The organism is Kaistella gelatinilytica (genome assembly GCF_015679325.1).
GTDB classification, from domain to species: Bacteria; Bacteroidota; Bacteroidia; order Flavobacteriales; family Weeksellaceae; genus Kaistella; species Kaistella gelatinilytica.
Map to the genome: position 1 here is coordinate 396,333 of NZ_JADPVI010000001.1, position 25,638 is coordinate 421,970.

General features: G+C 35.7%; 22 protein-coding genes. 6 read left to right on the plus strand and 16 right to left on the minus strand.

The genetic code is table 11. The features are described 5' to 3' along the window. Positions 1–164 precede the first annotated feature (164 nt). Together IV494_RS01695 and IV494_RS01700 are read left to right on the plus strand one after the other, a co-directional pair. Positions 165–956: a DUF4393 domain-containing protein gene (locus IV494_RS01695; protein ID WP_196078441.1), complete on the plus strand. Its 792-nt coding sequence runs from the start codon at positions 165–167 to the stop codon at positions 954–956. A gap of 58 nt (positions 957–1,014) precedes the next feature. Continuing rightward, complete coding sequence (locus tag IV494_RS01700) at positions 1,015–2,637, plus strand: amidase (protein WP_196078442.1); 1,623 nt, start codon at positions 1,015–1,017, stop codon at positions 2,635–2,637. 154 nt (positions 2,638–2,791) lie between these two features. Here the strand turns inward: IV494_RS01700 and infC are convergent, their stop codons facing one another. From infC to IV494_RS01755, 11 genes are all read right to left on the minus strand, one after another. Further along, the gene (gene infC / locus IV494_RS01705; RefSeq protein WP_196078443.1) at positions 2,792–3,298 is read right to left on the minus strand and encodes a translation initiation factor IF-3; all 507 of its coding nucleotides are present in this window, start codon (positions 3,296–3,298) and stop codon (positions 2,792–2,794) included. Between the two features lie 83 nt (positions 3,299–3,381). Then, entirely contained in the window at positions 3,382–5,307 is a 1,926-nt protein-coding gene (gene thrS, locus IV494_RS01710; RefSeq protein ID WP_196078444.1) for a threonine--tRNA ligase, read from the minus strand. A gap of 308 nt (positions 5,308–5,615) precedes the next feature. Beyond that, positions 5,616–6,146, minus strand: a complete 531-nt coding sequence (locus IV494_RS01715; RefSeq protein ID WP_196078445.1) for a hypothetical protein — start codon at positions 6,144–6,146, stop codon at positions 5,616–5,618. A 189-nt stretch (positions 6,147–6,335) separates the two neighbouring features. Continuing rightward, entirely contained in the window at positions 6,336–6,527 is a 192-nt protein-coding gene (locus IV494_RS01720; RefSeq protein WP_196078446.1) for a hypothetical protein, read from the minus strand. A 171-nt stretch (positions 6,528–6,698) separates the two neighbouring features. Next, complete coding sequence (locus tag IV494_RS01725; protein WP_196078447.1) at positions 6,699–9,452, minus strand: M4 family metallopeptidase; 2,754 nt, start codon at positions 9,450–9,452, stop codon at positions 6,699–6,701. A gap of 208 nt (positions 9,453–9,660) precedes the next feature. Then, positions 9,661–10,014, minus strand: a complete 354-nt coding sequence (locus IV494_RS01730) for a hypothetical protein (RefSeq protein WP_196078448.1) — start codon at positions 10,012–10,014, stop codon at positions 9,661–9,663. A gap of 222 nt (positions 10,015–10,236) precedes the next feature. Next, entirely contained in the window at positions 10,237–10,848 is a 612-nt protein-coding gene (locus tag IV494_RS01735) for a DUF4230 domain-containing protein (RefSeq protein ID WP_196078449.1), read from the minus strand. 1 nt (position 10,849) lies between these two features. Next, positions 10,850–11,410, minus strand: coding sequence for a TlpA family protein disulfide reductase (locus IV494_RS01740; RefSeq protein ID WP_196078450.1), 561 nt, complete (start codon positions 11,408–11,410; stop codon positions 10,850–10,852). Between the two features lie 30 nt (positions 11,411–11,440). Further along, positions 11,441–11,908 (minus strand): pyrophosphohydrolase domain-containing protein, encoded by a 468-nt coding sequence (locus IV494_RS01745; protein ID WP_196078451.1) that lies wholly within the window; start codon positions 11,906–11,908, stop codon positions 11,441–11,443. 166 nt (positions 11,909–12,074) lie between these two features. Then, a complete protein-coding gene (locus IV494_RS01750; RefSeq protein ID WP_196078452.1) occupies positions 12,075–12,443 on the minus strand; it encodes a hypothetical protein in 369 nt (122 codons plus the stop codon). A 169-nt stretch (positions 12,444–12,612) separates the two neighbouring features. Further along, a complete protein-coding gene (locus tag IV494_RS01755) occupies positions 12,613–13,752 on the minus strand; it encodes an acyl-CoA dehydrogenase family protein (protein ID WP_196078453.1) in 1,140 nt (379 codons plus the stop codon). 191 nt (positions 13,753–13,943) lie between these two features. Between IV494_RS01755 and IV494_RS01760 the strand changes: the two genes are divergently transcribed. After that, the gene (locus IV494_RS01760; protein WP_196078454.1) at positions 13,944–15,815 is read left to right on the plus strand and encodes an endonuclease; all 1,872 of its coding nucleotides are present in this window, start codon (positions 13,944–13,946) and stop codon (positions 15,813–15,815) included. A gap of 63 nt (positions 15,816–15,878) precedes the next feature. On the opposite strand, the gene IV494_RS01765 is transcribed toward IV494_RS01760, so the two are convergent. From IV494_RS01765 to IV494_RS01785, 5 genes are all read right to left on the minus strand, one after another. After that, positions 15,879–17,285, minus strand: a complete 1,407-nt coding sequence (locus tag IV494_RS01765) for a helix-hairpin-helix domain-containing protein (RefSeq protein WP_196078455.1) — start codon at positions 17,283–17,285, stop codon at positions 15,879–15,881. Between the two features lie 85 nt (positions 17,286–17,370). Then, positions 17,371–17,712, minus strand: a complete 342-nt coding sequence (locus tag IV494_RS01770) for a MerR family transcriptional regulator (protein WP_039348095.1) — start codon at positions 17,710–17,712, stop codon at positions 17,371–17,373. 42 nt (positions 17,713–17,754) lie between these two features. Further along, entirely contained in the window at positions 17,755–18,045 is a 291-nt protein-coding gene (locus IV494_RS01775; protein WP_196078456.1) for a helix-turn-helix domain-containing protein, read from the minus strand. Further along, a complete protein-coding gene (locus tag IV494_RS01780) occupies positions 18,035–18,388 on the minus strand; it encodes a type II toxin-antitoxin system RelE/ParE family toxin (protein ID WP_196078457.1) in 354 nt (117 codons plus the stop codon). The genes IV494_RS01775 and IV494_RS01780 overlap by 11 nt, the downstream gene beginning before the upstream one ends. Positions 18,389–18,496: 108 nt before the next feature. Beyond that, positions 18,497–19,804: a DEAD/DEAH box helicase gene (locus tag IV494_RS01785; protein WP_196078458.1), complete on the minus strand. Its 1,308-nt coding sequence runs from the start codon at positions 19,802–19,804 to the stop codon at positions 18,497–18,499. A gap of 376 nt (positions 19,805–20,180) precedes the next feature. Here IV494_RS01785 and rpsA point away from each other — a divergent pair, with 376 nt between their 5' ends. From rpsA to IV494_RS01800, 3 genes are all read left to right on the plus strand, one after another. Continuing rightward, positions 20,181–21,980, plus strand: a complete 1,800-nt coding sequence (rpsA, locus tag IV494_RS01790) for a 30S ribosomal protein S1 (RefSeq protein ID WP_196078459.1) — start codon at positions 20,181–20,183, stop codon at positions 21,978–21,980. A gap of 114 nt (positions 21,981–22,094) precedes the next feature. Beyond that, on the plus strand, positions 22,095–24,695 hold the full coding sequence (locus IV494_RS01795) for a T9SS-dependent M36 family metallopeptidase (RefSeq protein WP_230379809.1): 2,601 nt from the start codon (positions 22,095–22,097) through the stop codon (positions 24,693–24,695). A gap of 121 nt (positions 24,696–24,816) precedes the next feature. Then, positions 24,817–25,545 (plus strand): T9SS type A sorting domain-containing protein, encoded by a 729-nt coding sequence (locus tag IV494_RS01800; RefSeq protein WP_196078460.1) that lies wholly within the window; start codon positions 24,817–24,819, stop codon positions 25,543–25,545. The last annotated feature ends 93 nt before the right edge of the window (positions 25,546–25,638 follow it).

Here is a 25,638-nt window from a genome sequence, read left to right on the forward strand (position 1 = left end):
CATCTGCTTGTTCCGGGGTAACCGTTTCTATCCCTCACGCGAAAGTCATTTACGTTTCGATTAATGTATAACAATAGAATATTCAATTTAAATAATTTAAAAAAGAAGATTTTTTGTATTTTTACAAGTGACTAGGCAATACTAACAACTGTTTTAAATCGATTATGGTAATTGATCCTGAAAGCTCGAAAGAAATTATTAGCGAAGCAAAAGCTTTGGCACCTGAAATTTACAAAGATTTAGCGAGGCCTGCTTTGCAAGAAATTGGTACTGTAGCAGGGAGAACTGTAAAATCTTTGCTCGCGCCTTTGAGAGGCTTGTTGTGGGGTTGGGAAAAAATAGAAGAATATGTAGAAATTGAAGTAAAAAAGAGAATAGATAGAATTCCCGAAGAAAATAGAAAATCACCCGACCCAGAAATTGCTGTTCCGCTTATTCAAGCCTTAACTTATACTGCACAAAATGAAAGTTTAAGGGAAATGTACATTAATCTTTTAGCAAATGCGATGGATAAAGATAAAGACAAGATTGTTCATCCATCATTTGTAGAAATAATAAAGCAGATGAATACGTTAGATGCCAAAGTATTCGAGAAAATATCTCAAAATTTTGGCTATCAATTAATTGTTAATCCTTTTATTCAGATAAAAAATGAAAGTAATTTTATTGGAAGCGCTTTTCCTGATTGGTATATTGGTTGGAAATTAGAAGGATATAATGAATTTGATATTTCTGCAAGTATGGTTAGGTTAAGTAAGTTTGGACTAATCGAACTTATGCGTAACCAACAACTTGAACAAGGTGGCTATGAAATTCTGAAAAATAATACATACTTAACTGATACTTTAAATATATTTATAAGTAAGAATAAAGATTTGGAATTAGAAATTGTAAGCATTGAAAGTATGTTGTATGTAAATGAATATGGCAGACAATTTAAATCAGCTTGTAAATAATAAATACACTTTTCTGCGCAAGTTATAATATTTCACCCATTTTAGATCCCAAACAATCATGAAAAGAAGCGATTTTTTAAAGAACACAGCTTTAGCTGCAATCGGTATTCCAACACTACTTGCCGCAAACTCATTTGCCGAAAATAAAATAGATTCCAAACCAGAAAATACTGCTGAAGAATCCGACAATAATTTTGAATTAGATGAAATGACGGTTTCAGAACTTCAGGATAAAATGGAGAAAAGAACTTATACTTCGGCACAAATTACCCAACTTTATCTGGGTCGAATTGAAACCATTGATAAAAATGGTCCGAAGCTTAACTCAATGATAGAAGTTAATCCAGACGCTTTAAGTATTGCAAAAGCCATGGACCAGGAAAGAAAAGAAGGCAAAGTCAGAGGTCCTTTACACGGAATTCCGGTAGTTATAAAAGACAATATCGACACCGCAGATCAAATGATGACGACAGCCGGAGCACTTGCTTTGGTCGGACATATCGCAAAAAAAGATGCCTTTATTGTGACACAACTCAGAAATGCGGGTGCCGTAATTTTAGGAAAAACCAATTTGAGTGAATGGGCTAATTTTCGCTCCACTAATTCCTCTTCTGGTTGGAGTAGCCGTGGTTTACAAACCAAAAATCCTTATATTTTAGATCATTCTCCATGTGGTTCCAGTGCAGGTTCTGGCTCAGCGGTTTCTGCAAATTTATGTGCGATTGCGGTGGGGACAGAAACGGACGGTTCGGTAACTTGTCCGGCTTCGATCAATGGCGCAGTTGGTATAAAACCCACGGTTGGTTTGGTGAGTCGTTCCGGAATAATCCCAATTTCAAGAACGCAGGATACAGCAGGACCTTTGACGAGAACGGTTACCGATGCAGCCATACTTTTAGAAGTTTTGGCAGGCGTCGACAGCGCAGACGGTGTAACTAAAGAAAGCCATGGCAAAAACACCAGTTACACCAAATTTTTAAATAAGGATGGTTTAAATGGAAAAAGGATCGGCGTAGAAAAGAAAAAATATACCAATCAATTCCTCAATGAATTACAGGAAAAAGCTTTGGAGGTTTTAAAAAAGCAAGGAGCCACCATTATAGAACTCGATTATTTAGACAGCATCAATAAGTTGGCAAATGATGAATTAGAAGTGTTGAAGTATGAGTTTAAAAGTGGCGTAAATAATTATCTTTCAAATACGAATGCTAAAATGAAAACTTTGGCAGCAGTCATAAAATTCAATAAAGAAAATGAAGATGCAGCGATGCCGACTTTTAAGCAGGAACTCCTGGAAGAAAGTGAAGCCAAAAAAGATTTAAATGATCCTGTTTATATTAAAGCATTAAAAAATAGTCATAACGGATCTCAGAAAATTATTGACAGTGTTATGAAAAAAAATAATCTCGATGCACTCACTGGTTTGACAATTGGACCAGCGTGCAGTATCGATGTAATATATGGCGACAAATGGGGCGAAGTTTCTCTCACGGCGCCGGCTGCAATGAGTGGTTATCCGCACATTTCTGTGCCGTGTGGGAAAGTTTACGATCTTCCAGTTGGATTGTCTTTTTTTAGCGGTGCTTATCGCGAAGGTGAAATTATTTCTTTAGCTTACGCATTTGAACAAGCCACGAAACACAGAGTGAAACCGGAATTTAAAAAGTCGTTTTTGGCTTAATGATTTATTTAAATTAAAGTTAAAGCCTTTAAGGCGTTTAATGAAATATTTTTGACAACCAGTACATAAAAAAGAGACTCCAAAAGAGTCTCTTTAATATTATAATTTTAAAGCGATTGTAATTATCAAATAGTCACATCACTAAATTTTCAAATTATTTAGCCGGTTTTTTCGGGCTCATCATCATGATCATTCTTTTACCCTCTAATTTAGGCAATTGATCAACTTTTCCGACGTGCTCTAATTCCTGTGCTAATTTAAGAAGAAGGATTTCTCCCTGATCTTTGAATATGATTGAACGTCCTTTAAAGAAAACATAGGTCTTCAATTTTGAACCTTCTTCTAAAAATTTTTCAGCGTGTTTTTTCTTGAAGTCGTAATCATGCTCATCGGTTTGAGGACCGAATCTGATCTCTTTTACGACAACTTTAACCTGTTTCGCTTTTAGCTCTTTTGTCTTTTTCTTTTGCTCGTAAAGAAACTTTTTATAATCCAGAATTCTGGAAATAAAAGGTTCTGCTTTATCTGAAATAACCACTAAATCTAATTCCAGATCTCTAGCTATTTCCAATGCTTTTTCTAGAGGATAAACGCCGGGTTCCACGTTATCACCTACCAAACGAACTTCTCTTGCACGGATCTTTTGATTGATCTGGTGCAAATCTTCCTGAACTCGTCTTTGTGGACCTCTACCTCTGTAGTTAAATTTCTGTGCTATGGTGTCTTATTTTAATTGTTTAAATTCTAATTGCTAATTTTTGCTTCTTTTTTGAAGTAAGTGATGAAGTCTTCTACGCTCATTTCGCCCAAATCGCCTTCGCCTCTTCTTCTTACAGAAATAGTGCCATTCAATTCTTCGTTTTCCCCGACTATGAGCATAAATGGTAGTTTGTTCATTTCCGCATCGCGAATTTTTCTACCTGTTTTTTCGTTTCTTTCGTCAACTATTCCGCAAATATCGTGATTTTCCAGCAATTGTGAAACTTTTTTTGCATAATCCAAATATTTTTCGCTGATCGGCAAAATTGTGAATTGATCCGGAGCCAGCCACAATGGGAAATCTCCCGCTGTATTTTCCAGTAAGATCGCTATAAACCTTTCCATAGAGCCAAACGGCGCTCTGTGAATCATGACCGGTCTGTGTTTTTCACCATCGCTTCCGGTATACCAAAGATCAAATCTTTCGGGTAAGTTGTAATCAACCTGGATCGTTCCTAGCTGCCATTTTCTACCCAATGCATCTTTAACCATGAAATCGAGTTTCGGTCCGTAAAATGCAGCTTCGCCATATTCTACAACATAGTTTAATCCTTTTTTAATGGCTGCCTGAACGATTGCATCTTCTGCTTTTTTCCAGTTTTCGTCGCTGCCGATGTATTTTTCTTTGTTTTCTGGATCTCTTAAAGAAACCTGCGTAACAAAATCTTCAAAACCTAAAGATTTGAAAACATATAATGTTAAGTCAATTACATTTTCAAATTCTGACATTAACTGATCTGGTGTACAGAAAATGTGTGCATCATCTTGAGTAAATCCACGAACTCTGGTTAAACCATGTAATTCACCTGATTGTTCGTATCTATAAACGGTCCCGAATTCTGCAAAACGTTTTGGCAGATCACGGTAAGACCATTGACCAACTTTGTAAATTTCACAGTGGTGTGGACAGTTCATCGGTTTCAACATAAACTCTTCACCTTCGTTTGGAGTTTTGATGGGTTGAAAACTGTCTGCGCCATATTTATCCCAGTGACCGGAAGTGACGTACAATTCTTTGGACCCAATATGTGGCGTCATCACGAATTCATAGCCTGATTTTTTCTGTGCTGCGGAAAGAAATTCTTCTAATTTTTTTCTTAAAGCCGTTCCTTTTGGTAACCATAACGGTAATCCTGCACCCACTTTTTCAGAGAAAGCATAAATCCCTAATTCTCTACCGAGTTTTCGGTGATCACGTCTTTTTGCTTCCTCTAAAAGTTCCAGATATTCTGTTAAGTCTTTTTGTTTCGGGAAAGAGATCGCATAAACTCTTGTGAGCTGTTTGTTTTTCTCATCACCTCTCCAGTACGCGCCGGCTGCGTTTAATATTTTTACGGCTTTTACAATTCCTGTTGCAGGAATGTGACCGCCACGACATAAGTCAGTGAAGTTTTCGTGCGTACAGAAAGTAATTTCACCATCATTTAAGTTGGTGATCAATTCTGTTTTATAAGGATTGTCTGCATATTCTTTTAATGCGTCGGCTTTTGAAACCGGATAAATACTGAAGGTTGCGTTTTTCTTGGCATTCTCCAACATTTTCTTTTCGATCTTCTCAAAATCTTTCTCTGATAAAACCTCATCACCAAAATCAACATCATAATAGAAACCTTGCTCAATTGCAGGTCCGATCGTTAATTTAGCTTCCGGATAAAATTCCATGATCGCTTGCGCCAAAAGGTGAGCGGAAGAATGCCAAAATGCTTTCTTGCCCAAATCGTCATTCCAGGTGAGCAGCTGAACCGTAGAATCTGTCGTCATCTGCGTGGTATTTTCAACCTGTGTTCCGTTTACCAAAGCAGAAATAACATTTCTGGCTAAACCTTCACTGATTGATTTTGCGACGTCAAGCGGAGTTACTGCGCTTTCAAATTCTTTGATGCTCCCATCGGGAAGAGTAATTTTTATCATTTTGAACGAGAAATTTTAAGTGGCAAAAATACGGTTTTTCTGCGAAAGGGTCTTTTAGTTTTGAGGTTTTTATAAGATTTTACTTTTATTTTCCTAAAATTTTTTAGAATTAATGTGCTGCATCCCTGATTAGAAAATAGAAATGAAGTTTTAGCACCGATTGAACGGCGTGTTTGAGCTCTCCCGATTTATCGGGAAGCGAGTAGTGAAAGCGGTTAGAATATTGGAGATTCAAAAAGATCTTCGGGCTTCTAAAGAAAAATCGATCTCAAAAATTGAAACCGATTGTATTAATATGAAAAATGTTTTTAGAAAGTATTTCTGCTTCCGTCCGGATCCATGTCTGATTCCATACCGTCGCTTGTTGCATCATAAAATCTTTTATCATCAGTCATATAGAGATTGTTTTTTGCCTTGCTGATAATTCTGGCTCGTTGCGCTTCACTTAAATCATCGTGTTTAGCGGTGTTTTCCGTATTTGGATACCGTTCCTTTGTGAAGTCATTTACATTGATCGCACCCTGATCATTCATAATGTCTCTTGCTTTTTCTGCGCGATCCATATCATCTGTATAAACGGTTACCAGATTACTTTTGGTTCCTGCATAACTGTATTTATTCTTTTCATGTTCGTCATCACCAAAAAGCCAGTTCCAGAAGCCGGAAGTTTTTTCGTCCTCTTTGTAATGGTAATTGCTGGATGATTTATCGTAATTTCCGGTGGTCGCGTAGTGCGAAACTTTATAGTCTTCTTTTGCGAAACCGGCGCTGTCTAATTTATTTGATGCTTTGTCTGCATCCTCGGTAGTTGGGAACATTCCCACGATCGTGTAAGCCATAATTTTGAAGTTTTAATGTTAATGAATTGTGATTTGGTATTTAACATAATATCAAAAACTGTGACAAAAGAGATGTGGTGCATAAAATTTACGAATTTTTTAACACATCAAATAATGAATGTTTTTACTGCAAATTCAGTTTTAAGAAAATATTAAAACTTGATTACAACCCATAAAAAAAGCGAAAAATTAATTTTCGCTGTTCGTTTCTGTATTGTCGGTTTTGCCGTCTTCGTGCAGTTTCGATGTTTTCTTGATCTGCTTTTTCATTTTCTCGCCAGAATCTACTTTTTCTGAGGATATCGGCATATTAGGAAAATCTTCATTTTGTTTTTGAACTTCGGATTCATTGCTTTTTTTGATGTTCTTTTTGTCGTTCATGATATTGTTTTTAGATGTTAAATATTTAATGTTCAAAAGTGTTGCCAAATAGTTCAGCAATTTGATTTCTCTTTTAATATTTTAAAGTTAAACTTTTTGAAATGGAGAAGATCTATCAAAAAAAAGCCGCCTCAAAGAAAACTCTGAGGCGGCTGAATAAAATTCTTAAATTTATTTTTTGATAAATTTATTGGTGATTTTACTACCGGTTTTGTCGGTAAGCTCGATGATGTACGTTCCAACAGTAAGTTTCTGAACATTCACTTTTTTATCTGCAGAAGTACCGTTGTTCACGATCTGTCCTGCTGTATTAAATATCTTGTAAGAAAACTCTCCGCTCACTTTGCTTTGAATATTGATAACATCTTTTACAGGATTTGGATAAATTGCTGTAGTAGTATTATTTACATTTGAAGCTGCTAAAATTTTGTCTTTAACATTTAAAGTGTAATCTTCAATTTGACCATAAGGAATTGTTCCACAAGCGGTCGTTGGAGTAGTACTAAATCTCATGATCACTCTCATACGAACCGGTCCTGTATAAGTGTACGTCGGAGGAACCGTAATATTTCCCACCACTGGGGTAACTGTAGAGGCCGCTTTCGTAAATGCGGTTTCGCCTGCATCTAAGAAATCACCGTCATTATTCCAATCTACAAATACAGCATACGCTTCACTGTAAACGGTAGAAGTCCATTCCGGGGTAATTGTAATCGGATAACTGGATTCTTTCGTTACATCTGTAGTAAGGTATGAGAAATCTTCATAACCTGCGAGACTTGTACTTGGATTGTCGATCGTTCCGATTTGTACCCGTTTGATTCTCTCGTCTGTTGTACTGCTTGATGAAGCCACACAATATGCCGGAGTATTTAATGTGGTAACTGAAACGGTGTTACTTGCCGCGGAAACATTATCATAAGGATCAACTGCTTTTATATAAAAACTATAGGTCGTATTGGTTGAGAGACCAGTAACGATGGAAGTTGTTACATTCCCCGCAACAGTTGCTGTTTCGGTGCCATCTTTGTAAATGACATAGCGGTCTATTCCATTTGTATCAGTAGATGCGTTCCAGGTTAATTTGGTCTGTACTCCTGTCGTATTTGATGCTGCTAAACTTGTAGGAGCTGTAGGAGCTGTAGTATCTGGAATTGCTAAATATTTCGGTCCAATCCCAACTGCGTAAAATGCATCCTGTGTTGCAATAGCTTCCGGTGAACCAACTCCATACAAATCTTTTGCTGCCTGAATACCAAAATCTCTGGCATTTCTGTAGTTGGAAGAAGGAGTTAAATAAGTAGTTTCCAAACGGTAAACAATTTTTTCCGCTTTTGCAATGGTGATCCCTGTCACATTATAAATGCTTCCGATGTCATTTGTACCCGCTTTTCCGACAGAAAGAATATAGAACCAATGGTTTAAAACTCCGCTGTTGTAGTGCACACCACAATTATCGTTTGTATTGGAATTAGGCGCTGCACAACCTTCTTCAATCGTTGCAGGTTTCCAGTTGATACCGTGATAAGTATCTGGTTGTGGAGAAAGACCGGATTTCGGATTACTCATCGAACGAAGGTAGAAAGGAGAAACTTTCGTAATATCCTCGCCGATCAACCAGGTTTGTTTAGTTGGTGCGTATTTAAATTCCGCTGCAGCTGCCCAAATATCAGACAAACCTTCATTCATAGCTCCAGATTCTCTGTTGTAAATCAAAGCCGCTGAACTTGAGCAAACGCCATGACCTAATTCATGTGCAGTAACATCATATGCGGTAAGAGGTTTAAAAGTCGAGGCTCCATCACCGTAAATCATTTCAGAACCTGTCCAACCTGCATTTTCGTACGCATTGCCGTAATGCACGTAACTTCTTAAAAGTGTTCCCGATCCGTCATAACTATTTCTACCAAAAGTGGTGAAGAAATAATCGTACGTATTTTCTACTCCCAAATGTGCATCTAAAGCAGCATTGTCAAAAGTAGCATTGTCAAATTCTGCCGCAGTCCAGTTATTGTCATTATCTTCGAAATCAACTGCAGCCGAAAGTGTTGTACTTTTTTTCAAGTTATAAGTTCGAACACCACCGCCTCTCGTTGTATCGTTCAAGGTATACTTAACTGCAGATACCATTGTGGTTTGTATATTTTGGGTACCGCTGTATCTCGTATCCGCAGTGCCCAGAACTAAAGTCGGGAAATTTTTACTTGTTTCTGCAAATGGTGCGACCGAAATTGGTAAATTTTCATCATTGCTCTGTTTCTTTTGAGCATGTTTCAGAATCGGATCAACTGCAATAATTCTTCCCTCAGTTGCATCCACGAAAATATAATCTCTACTCAAAGGTTGCGCCGCATAAATATCGAATTTATAAGCTAATACTAAACTGTATTTATCAGCACCTTGAGAAACCGGCATGTAAACCAATTCACCGGTGGGTTTTTTGTAGGTGTTTTCTGCAATATATGCAGCATCTTCCCACATGTATTTTTCAGCACCAACACTTTTAACGGCTTGTTGAAAAGCTGCATTTGAAGATAGAACAGGTGTTGACGAAGTTTTGTCATCCTGAAAAATTTCACCATTCATACTGATGAGTTTTCCATTTTGATAATGCATAAAGTAAATTCCGCCCTCTACCTTGATGTTGTTTTGATACAATTGGTATTTAGCATCAGTAAATTTTCCCGTAAAATCTTTCTCAGATTTTAAAAGTCGCAATTCTTCTGTAGGACGCAATTTCAAAATATCTTGAAAAATTGTTTTTACAGAACTTTCATTCAGGTTCGAATTATCATTGAAAACGACCAGACTTACACCGCCATTTGCATTGGTTATTCTTTGCTTAACAAGATCTTGAGCAGAAATTGAATCAGTAAAACTAAGGAGCATTCCCAAGATACCGAGCGTGAGTAATTGTTTTTTCATAACTATTGGTTTAATGTGGTGTAAAATTAATAATTATTTTAATGTCCCATTAAAAAATTGCTATTAAATTTCAGCGAAGTTTGGTTTTTATATAATTGGAGCGCGGAGACAGAATTTAAAAATTATTATCACAAAAAAATTTCCTTTCTTTAAATAAGGAAAGGAAATTAAATATTAAGAAAATTTGCAATATAGAGCAGGAAAGGATTTAATTTTTAATTACTTTTTCATTCAAATTTACTTTTTTTTGAAAGATAATCAATGATGATATAGATGATTTAGCTCCTTGATCTTTTTTATAGGAGATCCCTGTTGCTTTTTTGATGTCAGCACCAAATTTCAGCAAAATATTTTTTGCTTTATGCGCGCGATTCAGGTTTGGTGTATAAACAGTAATTTCATTTTCATCTAAAAAGTGATCTTCGACTAAAGATTCTGGTTGAAACTTTGTATTTCTTGTAAAACCGGGGAACTGTTTTATAAAACCTGCTTTTTTCAGTCGGTTTGCTGCCGAAATTGCCTCATCGATCGTTGGAAAAATTCCGATAATATTGTAAGTCATGGCTAAATGTTTGAAGTTAATAAAATAATATGCTCTACATAGTGTATGCAAATTTTATGACATTCGATGACTATTTTTCGACTTTAGCAATTCTTTAACATTAAAAAAAGCGAAAAAATTAATTTTCGCTTTTATGATTGCATCATTGCTTTTTATAACACAGCTTAAGTTTAAGAATTTTACTTCTCTCTTAATTCCTGTTTGAAATTTATTGCTTCTTTATTAAAGTTTGGAAACATCAATTTGACCGGTTTTATCTTCAATCTTATAATTTAACGCTTTGGCTAAAACAAAAATATTGTCGAGATTTTCTAAAAGCTGTTTTCTGCCTTCCGCGCGAAGTCGATTTTGATTCACACTTTTATACGCATTGTCCTTTGCCGATTTCGTAATTTTTTGAAAATCCTTTTCATCAAAACGGTTGAAGAAAGAATCATCGAGGGACTGAATTTCTACACTGGGCGTAATTCTTACATCTGCATTTGGCAATTCTTTGATGATCAATTTTTTGTTGATCGAATCGACCTCGAGTTTCATTTTGGTGAGATCGTACGAAACCTGAGCATTGGTCTTTGTAAAGGTGATGAGTTCTTTTTCAATTTTTGGCAACATTCCTCCTAAAAGCTCCGAAGAAATTTTGGTTTTCTGCATGCTCGAAAAATCCTGCTCCATAACCACCAGTTTATTCATTTTCGTGATTTGATTGGTGATAATGTAATAATCGTTTTGAACTTTGTCTTCGGATTTTTTGGTGATCGCATTCCAGATTAAAAACAGAAGAAGCATTGCCGCAGCTCCTAAAACGAACGCTATAACTATTTTGTTTGTTTTCAATTTATTTAAGTAGATCTTTAAATGAGGTATCATCTTTTTTCAGAATTTCAACCAAGTCTCTCTCGAGATAACCTGATTGAGGACTTTCAATAATCCGGCCAATTTCTTTGCCATATTTTTGAACGATTACGGTGGGAACTTTCTGAATGTTGTAAGGACCTTCTTCACCACCGGGAGCTTCTTTTTTACGGTTTACTGCAATAATATCCACTTTGTTCTCTGGATAATTTACGGCTTCCAAAATTTTAAATAATCTCGGAACTTCGCGATGGCTGTCTTCACACCAGGTTCCCATGACCAAAGTGATGTTATACGTGTTTATTTTTGCTTTTTTCAAGTCTGCAATTGCATTTTGATCGATCGCATAGTCATCATGTTCTTTAACGTACCATTCACTGTATGGTTCTTTCAGCAATTGATTTTTGGTTTGATGTCCTAAAAGCATTTTTCCGTCATTTGTAGTTTGAACTTCTCTGTTAACGACCATTTTTTGAGTATTACAGGATTGAAGGGTTAAAAATAAAGTTGTTGCAGCAAGTAGAGCCTGAGATATCTTTTTCATTGAGTTGGAATAAAATTATAATTAAAAAATTTAATTTTCTAAAATCGTTTTTAAATCGGCAGGAGAGTAGTATTTGTTTTTTAAAACCTTGTGATCCGTTTTACGGTGAACATTAATCTTTTCACCAGATTTCTCCGAAAAAGCATCTTCTCCCTTTTCTTTATAAAATTCGATGGTTTCATCTGCTTCCTTTTGACTGGAGCAAGCTTTCGACATATTAGATCGCTGAACTTCATTAAAAAGTGCTGGAAATTTTTCGCCTAGACCAAATTCTAGAACTGCGCCACTTAAAACATACTGAAGATCGCACAAAGCATCGGCAATTTCTACCAGATCATTATCGGCAATGGCTTCTTTCAATTCATTTAATTCTTCCTGTAAAAGGGAAACTCTCAATTCGCATCTTTCTTTGGACGGAATTTGAGGTTTTTCTAAAATCGGAGCATTAAAGGTTTTGTGAAATTCTGCAACCTGATTCAGCGCGTCTATTTTTTCCATTAAATTTTAATTTGAACAAAGATAAACATTCAGTTTAATAAATTGAAATGGCTCAAGAAAACAATGTTTATTTAAGCACTATTCATGGCAGATTTTTTTTAAATTTTTAATCACGAAGATCACTTAAAATCTTTCAGGCAGGAACCCAAGAACTTCAAATTTCTATTTATTCACAAATATTCATCTGTAAAACTCTGCCATCATTATTGAACATTTTCCCGCTGAAGCATCCGTCATCTCGTTTTTTTAAAACACAGTTTGCCGAAATATTCCCTTTTGTCAATTCGTTCAGGTGCAGATCATTATTCATCGCGATCCCGGAAAGTTCATATAACTGGTCCTGTTTTTTATCATAGGAGTATGTTCCTTTGACGGCTGTAGATTTACTGTTAAAAGATAATTTAAACGTAGCTTCTAATTTCCCTACCTTTCCGTGGTATATTTTTTCAATATTTTCTACAAGATGTAAAGGATTGTTGTTGTCGTGTAATGAATTTGGCGATGGTGATTCAGTGCATAAATTAATCCTCCTCATGCAGTCATTAAGGTCGCAATTGCGGTAATCGTGACCGCAATCGATGTTTTCTCGGTTTTGTTTTCAGTTGTCATTTGTGTAGTTTTTGTTATTATAAAATTAATAAAAATTTGAACACAAAAAAAAGCACCTTAAAAAAGATGCTTTGTATATCATAAAATTGCAGTTGCTATTTTGAAATTTCTCTTCCAATAACCAGTCTCTGGATTTCAGAAGTTCCTTCGCCAATCGTACATAATTTTGAATCTCTGTAGAATTTCTCAGCCGGGAAATCTTTCGTGTAACCATAACCGCCAAAAACCTGAACAGCGTTGTTTGCAATTCTTACACAAGCTTCAGAAGCGTATAGTTTGGCCATTGCGCCTTCCTTAGTCATCGGTTGTTTTGCATTTTTCAAATTGGAAGCACGTTGAATTAAAAGTTCAGCAGCATCAATTTCTGTTGCCATATCTGCCAGCATAAAATTGATCGCCTGGAATTGATTGATCGCTTTACCGAACTGATGTCTTTCCAGTGAATATTTTAAAGCTGCTTTGTAAGCTCCTCTTGCTGTTCCTAAACTTAAGGCAGCGATAGAAATACGACCACCATCTAAAATTTTCATGGCTTGTTTAAAACCTGAACCAACTTCTCCTAAACGGTTTGCATCTGAAACTCTTACATTATCAAAGATCAATTCTGCAGTTTCGGAAGCACGCATTCCTAATTTATTTTCTTTTTTTCCAGAGGTAAAACCAGGTGTTCCTTTTTCTATAACAAAAGCTGTAGAATTATTTTTTGCTCCTTTTTCTCCAGTTCTGGTCATAACGACTGCTATGTCACCGGAAATAGCGTGGGTTATAAAGTTTTTAGCACCATTGATGATCCAGTCATCGCCATCTTTCACAGCAGTTGTACTCATGCCACCAGAATCAGATCCTGTGTTATGTTCAGTTAAACCCCATGCTCCGATTACTTTTCCGGAAGCTAATTGTGGCAACCAGCGGTGTCTTTGTTCTTCACTTCCAAATTCGTAAATATGATTTGTGCAAAGTGAATTATGTGCTGCAACAGACAATCCGATAGAAGGATCAACCTGTGAGATCTCATCTAAAATCGTTACGTATTCATGATAACCTAATCCGGAACCACCATATTCTTCGGGAATTACAATTCCCATAAAACCCATATCTCCTAATTCGTGGAACAATTCTACGGGGAAAGTCTGGCTTTCGTCCCAATCCATAATGTTCGGTCTGATCTTTTTTTCTGCGAAGTCTCTCGCAGTTTCTGCGATCATATTAATGTTGTGTAAAGTATCACTATTCATATCAAATATTTGTTTTCAAAGATAATTAAAATGCTCAAGTCTGAAAACACTTTTTTTAAGAAAAATGTTATGCTGTGATCGGTTCATTTAGATAATCATCAGTTTGAAATTTTAATTTCTCTAAACTTTAATATGAAAAATACTTTTTGATGTACTTAATTATCTACTTTAGCAATCCAAAATTTTTAGTAATGAAAAGAATTCTACTTTTTTGTTTTTTAATTCCTTTTATAGGATTTGCTCAGATTCCATCGGGATATTATGATGGGACCTCAACGTTGACAGGTTATGCTCTGAAGTCCAAACTTCACGATATTATTGCCAAAAAAACGATCAGTTGGCATTATGGTGATCTGCAGAATTTTTATAACCAGACCGATGTTGATAAATATTATGATTATGATGCATCGAATACGACCATTTTATTAGATATGTATTCTAATAATCCGACAGGAACCACCGCTTATCATTATACCAGTGCGCAAATGATCGGTTCTGCAAATGCGGAAGGATTGGGTTGGAATAGAGAGCATATGATGCCGCAAAGTTCGTTTAACAGTAATTATCCGATGTATTCAGACTTATTTTTTGTGATCCCAACAGATGCAAGAATTAATCAGCTGCGAAGTAATTATCCGTACGGAATGGCGGGAACAACGAATTACTGGTTGTTTACGAACGGTTCTAAAATTAATAAAAACGGCACGCCAAATTCCGGATATACAGGAAGAGTGTATGAGCCAATTAATGAGTTTAAAGGCGACATCGCAAGAAGCTTATTATATTTCGCTGTTCGATACGAAGGTAAACTCAACTCTTTTAATTTTTATAATGGAACTTCGCCCGCGAATGACACGAGTCCATTAGATGGAACGGAAGAAAAAGCTTTTGAAAACTGGTACATTGCCATGTTGCTCCAATGGAATAATCAGGATCCCGTGTCCCAGAAGGAAATTGACAGAAACAACGCAGTTTATAACATTCAGAAAAACAGAAATCCTTTTATCGACCATCCTGAATGGGTTAATTTGATCTGGTCACAAACTCCCGCGACTGTTGCTCCACAAGCTGCTTCAAATTTAGCCAGCTCACAAACCAGTGCGTATTTTGTTAATTTAAACTGGACTCCGTCTGCAGATACAAACGTGATGGGTTATAAAATTTATCAAAACGGAGTTTATGTAGATTACAGCAGAACAAACACTATTATTATTGATCACCTCACGCCGTCAACTACTTACAATTATACGGTAAAAGCTTACAACAGCAGCTACATGGAGTCTGCTGAAAGTAATTTATTACCAGTAACCACTCTTGATTCTGATGTTTATGCGCAGGATTTAATAATCACAAAATATCTCGAAGGAACAGGTGATAACAAAGCCCTGGAAATTACCAACAAAACAGGACATCCTGTTAACATGAATAAATACCGTTTATATATTCAGTATTACAGCGGTACCAATTACTATTCTCCCGCACCTTTTGAATTGGAAGGAACTGTCGCAAATAATGAAACTTTCGTTGTTTTAAATCCAAAATCGAATTTTACATGTATTACTAATGATCAGGCGAGATTTGTTTCAGATGCACCACAAATGACTTATGACGGAAGTAACTACATCGAACTTAAATACCTTACTTCAACTGTAGAAAGTGTAGGAAGTTATGGGGTTAATAATTTCTCCACCTTAGGGAATGTATCGTTATATCGATTGCCTTCTGTTGGTCAACCTACCAAAACCTTCGATCTTTCAGAATGGAAAGCTTATCCTTCGGATTATTGCCAGAATATAGGCAGTTTGGCTGCATCAAATGTTAATCTTAACACAGAAAATGCATATTCTATCTATCCGAATCCGGTTGTAGGAAATACTTTATCTGTTAAAGGAATGCAAATTGAAAAAATCAAAAATGTTTCGGTAATTGATCTTTCTGGAAAACTGATCCTTCAGGAAAATGAACCATTTAAGAACAATAATACTTTAGATGTTCATCAATTGAAAAGTGGTGTTTATATTCTACAGCTTGATGACCAATCAGTCAAGTTTATTAAAAAATAAATAAAATTCTAAATTTCATAAAATCCCATCAATTTATTTTGATGGGTTTTTTTTTAGCGAAATTTAATCTTGAGCCAAATATAATTTCATTCTCGCTTCGTATTCTGGTTTTACTTTAATAAAATTGAAGATTTTTTTATTGTTCGGCGATGTACTTCGGATGTAGATGATCTTATCTGCAGAATATTTAAAATATGGATGGTTTTTCAGCCATTCTTCTGGAGCTTCTGACAAAGTATATTTCACGATTCTCGATTGATCCAGTCGTGCGACTGCGATCAATTTTTGGGCTAAATCTTTATCAATTTCATACGTGTCGATAATTTGCTGCATGTTTGCAAAACCTCCTAATTTCTTTCGGAAACTCAGCATCATTGCGGCGCTCTTCTCATCGAAACCAAATTCGACCATTTGTTTAAATGTAATTTGATTCAAATCAATTTTTGAAAAATCTGTTTTAGATTCAGAAGCAATTGTCTTAGATTCCGAAGAGTAGTTTCCCTCTTGTTTACTTCTGGAAGTGGTTTTAATATTTTCAGGATTTAAAATGATGAAAGGTTTGATTTCTTCCATTTTTTCTGCGGAAATAACGAAACAGCTTGCGATATCGTCAATGTTTTTGAAACTGCCTTTCAAATTTCTATCGCGATAATTTAAAATTACTTGTGCTTGTTTTTCAGAGAAACCTAATTTTCTCCAACCTTCGAAATCAGTCGTATTAGGATCAAAATTTTGATAAGCAGTTTTGGCTTTTTCAGTTGGTGTGCTTTTAAATTTTGAAGAGGGAGAATAGTTTTCCGGCGTATTTTCCGGCAGTAAAAGATAAGGAGCCATTTTGCGATAATTATCCTCAGTGATCATAAAACAAGCTTTGAATTTTTCCTTGCTTAGAAAACTTCCGCCTAAATAATTTTTATATTTTAAAATAGAGGTTGCCTGATTTTCGGTAAAACCCATTTTTACAAAATCATTTACACTAAAGTTGTCAGGATTGAATTTCCCTGGAATAATAAGGTCTTTTTTCTTAAAAGTTTTGTAATTGTTGGAATAGTTACCGGAACTTTTATATCCACCTGAAGAGTAGCTTTTATAAGCAGATGAGCCAGTTTCGGGCAACAAAATATAAGCTTCCAGTTCATTAAATTTCTCTGGGGAGATCGCGTAACATTTTTTGAGTTGTGCTTTTGATGTGAAATTTCCACCGACTACTTCTTTGTATTTCAAAATGGTCGCAACTTTTCTTTCTGTAAATCCCAATTTTGCCCAACCTTCTTCTGTTAACTCATTTGGATTAAATTCTTTTAAAGGAATTTTTTCTGAAGCGATATACTCCTCAGTCTTAAAAGTGGGAGTCGAGGAAGGTTGATTTTTGCTGTTAAAATAAAGTAAACTTGAAAATAGGATCGTCCCGGAAGTGGCGAATCCTAAAAAGTAATTTTTGGCGGCGGAGAATTGTATGTGGAAACTCATGGCGTTATATTTATGCAAACATAACCTCATTCAAGAAAAAAATCGCGGGTAAATTTACCCTTTTGATATAGTGAATTAACCCATTTTATTCGGGTTTTTCCACCAGAGAATCTTTCAATTTTTGTAACTCTGCTTTTACGAATTCCAACCGGTCAATCATACTCACGGTTTCAGAAATTTTAGAATTGGTCGTCACTGCAATTCGGGCGCCGTCTAAAGTATACCCTTTCTCTTTAACGAGATGGTAAATGATTTTCAGATTTTTAATGTCTTCCGGCGTAAAATAGCGATTCCCCTTTTTATTTTTTTTAGGCTTAATGATGGGGAATTCTTTCTCCCAATACCGAATAAGCGACGCGTTCACATCAAATGCTTTTGCGACTTCACCGATGGAATAGTAGAGTTTGTCTGGTAGATTTAGTTTCATGAAATGTCGATCAGAAATTTAAGATTCGAATAATGAAAGGTATTAAAGTTCAATTGAAATTTTAACTTTTCCACCCAATCCTTTTTCAACGATGTCAAATAAAGTTTTTAGGGTCAAATTACTCCCATTATTTTCGATTTTTGAAATATACTCCCGTTTTTTATCTACCAAATTTGCTAATTCTGTTTGGGTAAGTTGCTTCTCTTCACGTGCTTTCTTTAACTGTAAACCAATTTTAAAAGATTCAAAATCTCTGTCTAATTCATCACGTCTTTCTGTTCCTGCCTTTCCGTAAACATCATCTTTTATTTTTTGCCAACTTTTAGTTTCCATTATCTCTAGATTTTTGTTCGTAATATTCAGCCATTATTTTTAAGGCTTTTTCAATTTCATTCTTAGGTGTTTTCTGTGTTTTCTTTTGAAAAGCATTCATTAAAACAACCAATTTTTCTCCGTTAAAAAAGCAAAAAACTCTCCAAATGTTCGATCCTAATTGTATTCTCGCTTCGTAAAGACCTTCAGTTCCAACAATATGTTTTAAATAGTTTGAGGGAACACGTTCCAAAGTTTCAATTGCTTCAATAATTTTATAAATCTTATTTTGAACCTTGATGTTTTGGCTCAAAATAAAATCTTCGAAATAGTTTTTAAAGGCAATAACTTTTCGGACTTTCATTTTACAAAGGTAATTTAAAAGTTACAATTTAGCAAATGAATAAGTAAAATAAGGTTTCTAACAAATGATGAGTCGCTATTAAGATTGAGTCAAAATTTAATCTTGATGTTAATAAGCAATTTCAATTTTCAGTTTTTTGTTCTTCAATCTCTGACCCTCCAGTTTTTTCAAGAGCGCAACAACCTTTTGTCGATTGACTGCCACATAAGAAGTGGTGTCTTTCACTTCAATGAGACCAATATCGTCTTTTTCTAATTCTCCTTTTTTGATGAGGAAACCTACAATATCTACTTTATTCACCTTATCTTTTTTTCCGGCACTTATATATATAGTTAGATACGGCGTTCTTGCAGGCATTTTATAATCCTGAGTCAGCTTTTCTTCAGGCGTATTTTTTTTAATGAAAGGGAAATTTTCATCTTCCGTCATTATTAAATAGACGAAACCTTTTGCATTCATTCTCGCCGTTCTTCCGTTCCTGTGGATGAACGCATCTTCTTTTGGCGGCAATTGATAATGAACGATCGATTCGACTTCAGGAATATCTAAACCACGGGAAGCTAAATCAGTTGTAATTAAAATTCGGGAAGAGTCATTTTTGAATTTTAGCAAAGCGCGTTCTCTTTCGTCCTGTTCCATTCCGCCGTGAAATGTTTCGCGGGAGATTCCTTTTTCTTTCAATAATTCTGAAATACGATCGACTGCATCACGGTGATTACAGAAAATCAAAGTTCGTTTATTTCCTATTTTACATAAAAGTTGAAATAGCGTTTCCAGTTTTTCCTCTGAAGTCGTGATTACTTTTCGCAGCTGAAAATCTGGTTTTATTTCCAACACTTTCAAGAAATCAACTTTCTCTTCATTGTTTAAGCCTGTGAAATCTGGAATTTGATCCATTGCGGTTGCAGAAGTCAGGATTCGTTGGGAAAGAAGGGGCATTTCACTGATAATTAAACTCATATCATCATGAAAACCAAATTCTAATGATTTATCAAATTCGTCTAAAACTAAAGTTTTGATGGTGGTTGCGTCAAAATTATCGTTTTTTAAATGATAGGCTATTCTTCCGGGAGTTCCTATTAATAGAGCCGGAGCTTCAATTAAATTATTGACTTCAATTTTTTTATCGTGACCGCCGTAGCAAACACTCACTTTAAAATCGGTTCCCATTGCTTTGAAAACCTGTTCGATCTGTAAGCCTAATTCCCGGGAAGGAACGAGGATCATGGCTTGAATTCCTGAATTTTCTTTTTTGAGATTTCTTAAAACCGGAAAGAGGAAAGCGAGCGTTTTACCTGAACCTGTAGGAGATAAAAGGAGAAGATCTTTTTCATTTTCGGAAGCTTTATAAGCAGATTTCTGCATTTGATTCATATCCTGAATCTGCAAATTTTGATAGAGTGACTGTAATTCCATTTTGCAAATGTAAGAATTTCGAGGTTGAATTGTATCCAGATTTAGTTTTCGGGGCGAGATTTTCTAGTCCGGATCGGAGCGGCATCCTTTTTTATTATTGCTGTTTCGCACTTTTTCGATAGGTTGCGTGTTTTCATTCCCAATGACAAAAAAGATAGAGTCCTTCGGCAAGCTCAAGATAAACTCCTAGCGGGAAACAGCTTCAAATTATTTAGAATTTATTTAGGCTCATTTCATTTAAAACGCTTATCTTTGCACCACTTTTTGTGGAAGCATTTGGCGCAGTTAAAACATTAACAATTAACATCTTCTCTATTTTTCATCCCACCACATTGAGCCAGAATTGAAAAATTTAGAATACAAATTATTTTATTTTATGTCAGAAACGACAGACAAAGCAGGGGTTCTTTTGAACCAAAACGTAGCTCCAGAACAATTTGACTGGGATTCTTTTGAATCAGGTTTAGATGCTGAAGCAAGACAGGAAAAAAGCGATTTGGAAGAAATCTATAATGGATCTCTTAACAATCTTCAAGACAATGACGTACTTATTGGTAGAGTTGTAAGACTTACTGACAAAGAAGCTATTGTTGATATCAACTTCAAATCTGAAGGGGTTATTTCTCTAAATGAATTCCGTTATAACCAAGGACTTGCTGTAGGCGACGAGGTGGAAGTAATGGTTGACAGAAGAGAAGACAAATCTGGTCAATTACAGTTATCTCACAAAAAAGCAAGAACGCTTAAAGCTTGGGATAGAGTAAACGAACTTCATGATACAGGCGAAATCGTAAACGGTTTTGTAAAATCAAGAACGAAAGGAGGTATGATCGTGGATATTCACGGTATCGAAGCTTTCTTACCAGGATCTCAAATTGATGTTAAGCCTATTAAAGATTACGATCAGTTCGTAGGGAAAACAATGGAATTCAAAGTTGTGAAAATCAACCCAGAATTTAAAAACGTTGTAGTTTCTCACAAAGCATTGATTGAAGCAGATCTTGAAGGTCAGAAAAAAGAAATCATTGGTCAATTAGAAAAAGGACAGGTTCTTGAAGGAACTGTTAAAAATATTACTTCTTACGGGGTATTCGTAGATTTAGGTGGTGTTGATGGATTGATCCATATTACAGACCTTTCTTGGAGCCGTGTTAATCATCCATCAGAAATCCTGGAAGACGGACAAACTGTAAAAGTGGTAATCCTTGATTTTGATGACGAGAAAACTAGAATCCAGTTAGGTATGAAGCAATTGGAAGCACATCCTTGGGATGCACTTTCTGCCGATCTTAAAGTTGGAGACAGAGTAAAAGGAAAAGTAGTGGTTCTTGCAGATTACGGTGCATTCGTTGAGGTTGCTCCAGGTGTAGAAGGATTAATTCACGTTTCTGAAATGTCTTGGTCAACTCACTTAAGAAGTGCAGGTGACTTCGTTAAAGTTGGTGATGAAGTAGAAGCAGAAATCTTAACTTTAGACAGAGAAGACAGAAAAGTTTCTTTAGGAATGAAACAATTGAACCAGGACCCTTGGTCTAATATCGAATCTAAATATCCAGTAGGTTCTGAGCACACAGGAACAGTAAGAAACTTTACTAATTTCGGTGTATTCGTTGAATTGGAAGAAGGAATTGATGGATTAATTTACATCTCTGATCTTTCATGGACTAAGAAAATCAAACACCCATCAGAATTCTGTGCAGTAGGTGATAAATTGAAAGTTGTTGTTCTTGAATTAGATACAGCTGCAAGAAGATTATCATTAGGTCACAAACAATTGTTAGAGAATCCTTGGGATAAATTTGAAACTAAATACGCTGAAGGAACTGTACACGCAGGAAAAGCTACAGAAGTATTCGACAAAGGTGCACAGGTACAGTTTGACGATGCTGAAGTTGAAGCATTCTGCCCATCAAGATTATTAGAGAAGGAAGACGGATCTAAAATCAAGAAAGGAGAAGATGCTCAGTTCAAAGTAATCGAATTCAACAAAGAATTCAAAAGAGTAGTAGTTTCTCATACAGGAATCTTCAGAGACGAAGAGAAGAAAAATGTAAGAGATAACTCTTCTAACACTTCATCTGTTAAACCAGCATCATCTTCAAACAACGAAGAAAAATCAACACTTGGTGATTTAGATGTTTTAGCAGAATTGAAAAAGAAAATGGAAGGGAATTAATCCTGATTTTCAATTATAAAAAAGACGCCTCAATAACATGAGGCGTTTTTTTGTGTTAAATATTCAAAACATATCAAAATTTTTTATAAATTCGGTGCCAGATAATTAATATATATGAAAAATAGAAATTTACCCTTGAAGATTGCGGCGGTTTGCTTTATGTTTTCTTTTGGTAGTGTGAATGCACAGGATTTTAAATCGATAATCCAGAGTCACATCTCAGCAAAGAATACATTCCTAAAACCTAATCTCAATAATTTTGAGATCGTTAATCAGGATTTTTCCAAATCAATGAATGGCGAAGTTGTAAAAATACAACAGTCCTTTAATGGAATTCCGGTTTATAATGCATTAGGTACTGCGTTGGTTAAAGACGCAAAAGTTACTTACATTAATGACAATTTTACAAAAAATTATGTAACTGCTTCACAACCGAGCTCAGCAAAAGCAACAAAATCAATTTTTGGAGATGTAGCTCAGACTTTAAAGCTGAAAAACAGCAGTACTTACCAACTTATCGGCATTAATGATGCTGATACAGACGGTGCATTCGTAAAGTCGCGTTTAATTTATTTTCAGACAGAAAGCAATGACCTTAAATTATGTCATGAGTTTATTTTCGAAGAAAAAGGAACTTCTAACTATTGGGATATTCTTGCTGATGCATCTACAGGACAGATTTTAAGCAAACAGAACCTTACGCTTTCCTGTAATTTTAAGCATGATGCTTACAGTCATGATTATTCAGCACACACCCCAGAAGGTTTTGCTAACGATTTCTCTTCTAATAAAGATGCGATTGGTGCAGCTGCTTTAAACGCAAGTTATCGGGTATTTGCTTTGCCTTTAGAAAGTCCAAATCATGGTGCCAGAACTTTGGTTAACAATCCATGGTTCATTGATGCTTCACCAGACGGATGGCATTCTATCGCAGGCGGAAGTTTCCCGGGAGATTATACGACCACAAGAGGTAATAATGTTATGGCTTACGATGACAAAGCCAGTGCAAATGCACCTGGCTCTTATGCTGATGGTGGTGCAGGCAGAGCTTTTGATTTTCCTTTTATCTTAAATGATACTGCAGGAAATCTAAATGCAGCTACAACGAATTTATTTTACATTAATAATAAAATTCACGATATTTTTTATCGTTTAGGATTTACAGAAACAGCTAGAAATTTCCAGGCCTGGAACTTTAGTAAAGGTGGTGCGCAGAATGATTATGTTCAGGCAGAATCACAAGATGGCGGTGGAATGAATAATGCGAATTTCGCTACCCCAGGAGATGGTTCAAGACCAAGAATGCAAATGTACCTTTGGGATGCAAAGGTGATCGAAAGAGTATTTTATAATGCACCAGCAGAAGCAGTTGGCAGAGTGGTAGCCAATTATATTTCTACAACTTTTGGTCCTGCTTTGGATGCAACAGGAGTTACTGCAGATGTTAAAATAGCTGCTGTGATCGATGGTTGTACACCTTTACCGGCAGGTTCACTTACAGGAAAAATTGGATTGATCGCGAGAGGAACTTGTGAGTTTCAGGCGAAAGTGCAGGCAGCACAGGATGCAGGTGCAAAAGGAGTTATCATTTATAATTTGCCTGAATCTGCACCAACAGCAGGTATGGCAGGAGTAAATCCAAATATTACCATTCCATCTGTTTTAATTGACAGTTCTGAAGGAATTTACATGAAAGGTCTTTTAGCAACTAAAAACGTAAATATCACTTTAAAATATGATCCTACAGGACAAGCAACCAGAGACGGTAGTTTTGATAACGGTATTGTAGTACATGAATACGGCCATGGAATTTCTAACAGAAATACCGGAAATGGTTCATCTTGTCTTAACTCATCAGTTTCTAAAGAGCAAATGGGTGAAGGTTGGTCAGATTTCTTTGCTTTGATGTTGACTAATCAACCGGGAGCTACAGCTGCTGTTGCAAGAGGAATTGGTACTTATGCTACATCTGAACCGATTACTGGTGGTGGAATCAGACCTGCAAAATATTCTCCGGATTTTGCGATCAACGCTTACGGATATGGTGATACCAACGGAATGGAATATTTACCTGCTGGTCAAACTGTTAAAGTTCCGGATGTTCACTCAATTGGATTCGTTTGGGCAACAATGTTATGGGATCTGCACTGGAAATATGTTGAAAAATACGGCTATTCTTCAGATGTAAGCTTAAACGCAACCAACGGAAGTACAAGAGTACTGCAAAATGTAGTGAACGGTTTGAAACTTCAAGCTTGTAACCCTACATTTATCGATGGTAGAGATGCTATTTTAGCTGCTGAAGCGGCAAATACAACTACAGGAGGTGCAGACAAATGTATGATATGGAATGTTTTTGCAGCCAGAGGTTTAGGTATTGATGCTTCTGCCGGTTCTAAAACAGACATCAACGATCAAACTTACAGTTATGACGTTCCTGCAGAATGTGTTTTAGCAACAAATGATGTGAATGCTACAAAAGCCTTCAGTATCTATCCAAACCCTGCTAAAAACGAATTTTTCTTAAAATCTAACAAAAGTATTTTAGGAAAAGTTAATGTAGAAGTTTTCGATGCTAGTGGAAAATTAGTTTCCAGCCAGAAAATTGCAGCTACAGAAGCAGTAAATACACAAGCTCTTCCAAATGGAGTTTATGTAGTGAAAGTTACAGGATTAGGAGTAGAGTATTCTTCTAAACTAATGATTAAAAAATAATTTTTAATTAATATTTTTAAACCGTCTTGTATATGCAAGGCGGTTTTTTTTATGGCATTTTTTTTAAGTTGAGATTTTTCGTAAAACATTTCTATCTTTATACTAAACTCAAAATACCATCATGAAAAAAATCTACATTTTAATTTTAGGATTGTTCTGCTTTTTCGCTTCGGCGCAACCCTACAGTATTTTACTCAAAAATGCAAACTGGACGATCACGAAAATCCAGTGGAGCGGTGTTGATCATTATCCACCGGTTCCCTTTACACAATCAGGCAAAGTGGCTTTCGATTTCGATAACAATAACGGATTCAAATCTACATTTTTCAATACTGCGGGTGGGAAAGTTACTTTTGGTGCTAACAATGCAGCTTATTTTACACTTCAGAATGTTGCGGTTACTTTAGCCGAATATTATGGAGAAAACGAACAGGCTGTTCGACAGTTTGATTCGATGGCAACTGCCTTTTATTTCGGATTTCAAACCTCAGATCAGTTCACTTTTCAATATGAACAGATTTTTTCCGGTAAAAATTTAATTGTCACCAATAAATATGGAAACAAAATTTTCTACTCCAATCTGATCTTAGGGAATAACGAGGTTCCTTTAAACAACGAAAATTCCATTTATCCTAATCCTGCAAAAAATGAGATCTTCCTGAGATCATCAAAAGCTATCGCAGAAAATTCTACTGTAGAAATTTTTGATAACTCCGGCAAATTGATTTCTACACAGAAAATTTTGACAAAAAATTCATTTAGTGTACAAATGCTTCAGAATGGAGTATACACGGCTAGAGTCAGCAATTTAGCAGAGCAATATTCTTCCCGATTTATTATTAAAAAATAATTTTTGGAAAATACTTTTAGACTTTCTTTCCATTTGAAGACTCGTTTTATATATTTTCAAATCCCACATCACGTTTCAATAAATGCGCTCTAA

Bases quoted from the DNA above. Each gene is read 5' to 3' on its own strand.
- IV494_RS01695 (WP_196078441.1), top strand. From the start codon at position 165: ATGGTAATTGATCCTGAAAGCTCGAAAGAAATTATTAGCGAAGCAAAA.
- IV494_RS01700 (WP_196078442.1), top strand. From the start codon at position 1,015: ATGAAAAGAAGCGATTTTTTAAAGAACACAGCTTTAGCTGCAATCGGT.
- thrS (WP_196078444.1), bottom strand. From the start codon at position 5,307: ATGATAAAAATTACTCTTCCCGATGGGAGCATCAAAGAATTTGAAAGC.
- IV494_RS01715 (WP_196078445.1), bottom strand. From the start codon at position 6,146: ATGGCTTACACGATCGTGGGAATGTTCCCAACTACCGAGGATGCAGAC.
- IV494_RS01720 (WP_196078446.1), bottom strand. From the start codon at position 6,527: ATGAACGACAAAAAGAACATCAAAAAAAGCAATGAATCCGAAGTTCAA.
- IV494_RS01725 (WP_196078447.1), bottom strand. From the start codon at position 9,452: ATGAAAAAACAATTACTCACGCTCGGTATCTTGGGAATGCTCCTTAGT.
- IV494_RS01730 (WP_196078448.1), bottom strand. From the start codon at position 10,014: ATGACTTACAATATTATCGGAATTTTTCCAACGATCGATGAGGCAATT.
- IV494_RS01740 (WP_196078450.1), bottom strand. From the start codon at position 11,410: ATGAAAAAGATATCTCAGGCTCTACTTGCTGCAACAACTTTATTTTTA.
- IV494_RS01745 (WP_196078451.1), bottom strand. From the start codon at position 11,908: ATGGAAAAAATAGACGCGCTGAATCAGGTTGCAGAATTTCACAAAACC.
- IV494_RS01750 (WP_196078452.1), bottom strand. From the start codon at position 12,443: ATGAGGAGGATTAATTTATGCACTGAATCACCATCGCCAAATTCATTA.
- IV494_RS01755 (WP_196078453.1), bottom strand. From the start codon at position 13,752: ATGAATAGTGATACTTTACACAACATTAATATGATCGCAGAAACTGCG.
- IV494_RS01760 (WP_196078454.1), top strand. From the start codon at position 13,944: ATGAAAAGAATTCTACTTTTTTGTTTTTTAATTCCTTTTATAGGATTT.
- IV494_RS01765 (WP_196078455.1), bottom strand. From the start codon at position 17,285: ATGAGTTTCCACATACAATTCTCCGCCGCCAAAAATTACTTTTTAGGA.
- IV494_RS01770 (WP_039348095.1), bottom strand. From the start codon at position 17,712: ATGAAACTAAATCTACCAGACAAACTCTACTATTCCATCGGTGAAGTC.
- IV494_RS01775 (WP_196078456.1), bottom strand. From the start codon at position 18,045: ATGGAAACTAAAAGTTGGCAAAAAATAAAAGATGATGTTTACGGAAAG.
- IV494_RS01780 (WP_196078457.1), bottom strand. From the start codon at position 18,388: ATGAAAGTCCGAAAAGTTATTGCCTTTAAAAACTATTTCGAAGATTTT.
- IV494_RS01785 (WP_196078458.1), bottom strand. From the start codon at position 19,804: ATGGAATTACAGTCACTCTATCAAAATTTGCAGATTCAGGATATGAAT.
- rpsA (WP_196078459.1), top strand. From the start codon at position 20,181: ATGTCAGAAACGACAGACAAAGCAGGGGTTCTTTTGAACCAAAACGTA.
- IV494_RS01795 (WP_230379809.1), top strand. From the start codon at position 22,095: ATGAAAAATAGAAATTTACCCTTGAAGATTGCGGCGGTTTGCTTTATG.
- IV494_RS01800 (WP_196078460.1), top strand. From the start codon at position 24,817: ATGAAAAAAATCTACATTTTAATTTTAGGATTGTTCTGCTTTTTCGCT.